General features: G+C 41.8%; 5 protein-coding genes. 1 reads left to right on the top strand and 4 read right to left on the bottom strand.

The genetic code is table 11. The features are described from left to right. The 4 genes from H5202_RS19605 to yceD form a co-directional block, all read right to left on the bottom strand. Window positions 1-832 (bottom strand): beta-ketoacyl-ACP synthase III (locus tag H5202_RS19605; RefSeq protein WP_182773543.1); only part of this gene is annotated, 832 nt, incomplete at its 3' end. 8 nt (window positions 833-840) lie between these two features. Then, a complete protein-coding gene (gene plsX / locus H5202_RS19600) occupies window positions 841-1869 on the bottom strand; it encodes a phosphate acyltransferase PlsX (protein ID WP_182773542.1) in 1029 nt (342 codons plus the stop codon). 15 nt (window positions 1870-1884) lie between these two features. Beyond that, window positions 1885-2055 (bottom strand): 50S ribosomal protein L32, encoded by a 171-nt coding sequence (gene rpmF / locus H5202_RS19595; RefSeq protein ID WP_011636967.1) that lies wholly within the window; start codon window positions 2053-2055, stop codon window positions 1885-1887. An 18-nt stretch (window positions 2056-2073) separates the two neighbouring features. Continuing rightward, on the bottom strand, window positions 2074-2598 hold the full coding sequence (yceD, locus tag H5202_RS19590) for a 23S rRNA accumulation protein YceD (RefSeq protein WP_124731278.1): 525 nt from the start codon (window positions 2596-2598) through the stop codon (window positions 2074-2076). A 248-nt stretch (window positions 2599-2846) separates the two neighbouring features. Between yceD and H5202_RS19585 the strand changes: the two genes are divergently transcribed. After that, the coding region (locus H5202_RS19585; RefSeq protein WP_182773541.1) for a Maf family protein at window positions 2847-3169 on the top strand (323 nt) is incomplete at its 3' end.

Raw genomic sequence — 3169 nt, 5'->3', positions numbered from 1 at the left:
AAGTATTACCGTGTCTAGCTAATGTCAGCACTACTTTGTCTAAACTCATGTGTAGCTTTTTAGCCGTTGCATTAATAATGCGGAAATTTGCTTGATGTGGCACTAACCAATCAATTTCTGATTTATCGACATTATTAAGGCGTAAGGTTTCGGTGACCACATTAGACAACTGTGTTACCGCAACTTTAAACACATCGTTGCCTTTCATGGTCATAAAACCAACAGCTTCAGAACTTTCATTAGCACGAGGAGGGAAAGAGCATTTTAATAAATCCCCTTGGCTGCCATCAGCGTATATATGTGTCGCAATGATACCTGGTGTTTCACTTACTCCAATAACAACGGCTCCTGCACCATCGCCAAATAAAATGACAGTGGAGCGATCTGAAGGATCACACATCCGTGATAATACATCAGAACCAATTACCAGTATTTTTTTAGCAGAACCCGTTTTTACAAATTTATCCGCAACCGATAGAGCATAAATAAATCCAGAACACGCAGCAGCAATATCAAAGGCAGGAATATTTTTGACGCCTAATAAGGCCTGAATTTCGCATGCGGCAGCAGGAAATGCGTTTGAAGCACTGGTGGTCCCACAAACAATCATATCAAGATCACTTGCGTCGATCCCAGCCATTTCAAGCGCTTTTAATGCCGCTTGATAACCCATCGTTGAAACCGATTCGTCTGATGCAGCAATGCGCCGTTCAGAAATACCGGTTCGGTCAACGATCCATTGGTCACTGGTTTCAACCATTTTTTCGAGATCTTGATTGCTACGAACTTGCACAGGTAGATAGCTACCTGTTCCGAGAATTTTTGTGTGCATATATGAGATCAGCTATTGATGTCTAAAAGAATCGACTCCAAACGATCTTTAATCATTTCAGGAAGACGACGTTTTGCTTCTGTTGCTGCTAAATTTAATGCTTGTAAAAATGCAGCTTCATCCGCGTTACCATGACTCTTTACTACTATTCCGCGCAATCCTATCAGACTTGCACCGTTATAGTGGTCGGGGTTCATCTTACTGAGAACAGCTTGTATGCGTGGAGCGATGAGTTTGGAGAGTAAACGAACAAAAAAACCGTCATTTAAGCCGCGTTTTAATTGATGTACTAACAGTTTTGCGATGCCTTCAGAAGTCTTTAATGTGATATTACCTACAAAGCCATCACAAACAATCACATCAACATTACCAGTGTAAATTTCATCGCCTTCGACAAAGCCGATATAATTAACTTGTTCGGTGTGCTGTAAAATTTGTCCGGCCTGTTGAACCTGATCGTTCCCCTTAATGGCTTCAATACCCACATTGAGCAAAGCGACTTTAGGGCGGGATTTCTTATGGACAGCTTCACATAAGACAGATCCCATGATGGCAAACTGGAATAAGGTCTCGGAATCGCAAGATACATTTGCCCCTAAATCCAGCAGATAAACGGGTTTGCCTGTCATTGCGGGTAAGCAAGAAACAAGTGCAGGTCTATCAATACCCGGCAATGTTTTTAATAACACCTTAGCCATCGCCATCAACGCACCAGTATTACCAGCGCTAACACAGGCCTCGGCTTTTCCGTCACGTACCAGTTCGAGCGCTATTCTCATAGAGCTATTTTTACGCGAACGCAAAGCATGAATGGGCCTATCGCACATTGTCACTTCTTCAGTAGTGTGGATTATTTCAATACGGGATAAATCAGCTGAATGAGCTTGGGGAAGGTATTTTTCTATTTCGGTTTTATTACCAACCAAAATAATATTTAAAGAGGTATGAAATTTCAGTGCCTGCATCGCTGCAGGCACTGTCACGTGGGGACCGTGATCGCCCCCCATCGCATCTAACGCAAGCGTCAGATTTGTCATCAGATAATCAACAAATTACTTGTTGATAACCTTTTTACCGCGGTAAAAACCATCAGCAGTCACGTTGTGACGTAGATGTAATTCACCACTAGTTGCGTCTACTGATAATTGAGCTGTGCTCAATGAATCATGTGAACGACGCATGCCGCGCTTTGAACGTGATTTTTTATTCTGTTGTACAGCCATTGGACCTGTCTCCTACGATTACTTGCTCTTCAGTTTTTCTAACACTGCAAACGGATTTGGACGCTCCTCATGAGCGGGTTCGATCTCGCCTACAACTATATCTTTCGATCCAGACTTACAATTATTATCATCGTGCATCGGGATGATAGGCATAGCGACTATCAATTCATCTTCAATCAATTGATGCAGACGTACTTCACCAATCTCATTACACTCAATTGGATCATACGCATCCGGGAGCTCATCGATTTCTGCCTCAGTCTTACAAGGACTAAAACAAAAGTCGACCGTAACCTCAGTAGTAAATTGTGTCATGCAACGTTGACATAGCAGAGTGAGCTCCGTCACAGCCTTCCCGCGAAGGTAGACTATCCCCTGTAAATCGACGCCACATTCCAACGACACAACTACGTCGGAACAGTCGCCGGCACATAACTCGCTTAATCGCTTAAGTTGCTTACCTAAAATGGTACCTTCATAACGAAGGCCGCTAGAGGCAGCGCGTATAGGATCAATTGAAACCGGTATCTTTACTGTTTGCATAAGGCGCGCATATTATAGTTTGAAAACGCTGGAGTCAAAGAAAATTTCCGTAAAAAAACGGTAACCTCACCTAATAATGAACTTTAGGTACTCTTTACATCCGGCATTGAATTTGAAAGTTGGCAAATTTTACCGAACCAAACCCCATCACACAAGCATTACTCGAGAAAAATGATCCATTTGCATAGATGAATACAGTAAACTGACTAATATTCTGTTATTAGCCAATAAATAATGAAACAAAACCAATGAAATTCAATCTTGTACTAGCGTCAACCTCACCTTTTCGCCAGCAACTATTACAAAAATTAATGCTGCATTTTAACTGTGTTAACCCAGATATTGATGAAACGCCAATAAAAGAGGAGACAGCGTTAGCATTGGTTAAGCGGTTAGCCGAGCAAAAGGCATTAGCAGGCGCGAAATTAATTGATGAAAAATCTATGCCGCAATTAGTCATTGGTTCTGATCAAGTAGCGCTGATTAATGGTCAAATTATCGGTAAGCCTTACACTGTAGAGAATGCGATAGCTCAATTAAGTTCTGCATCTGGTCAAGCGATTACTTTTTA

Origin of the sequence: Shewanella sp. SG41-4 (assembly GCF_014164505.1) — a bacterium.
Classification (GTDB): Bacteria; Pseudomonadota; Gammaproteobacteria; order Enterobacterales; family Shewanellaceae; genus Shewanella.
This window is presented reverse-complemented; position numbering and strand designations above follow the sequence as displayed.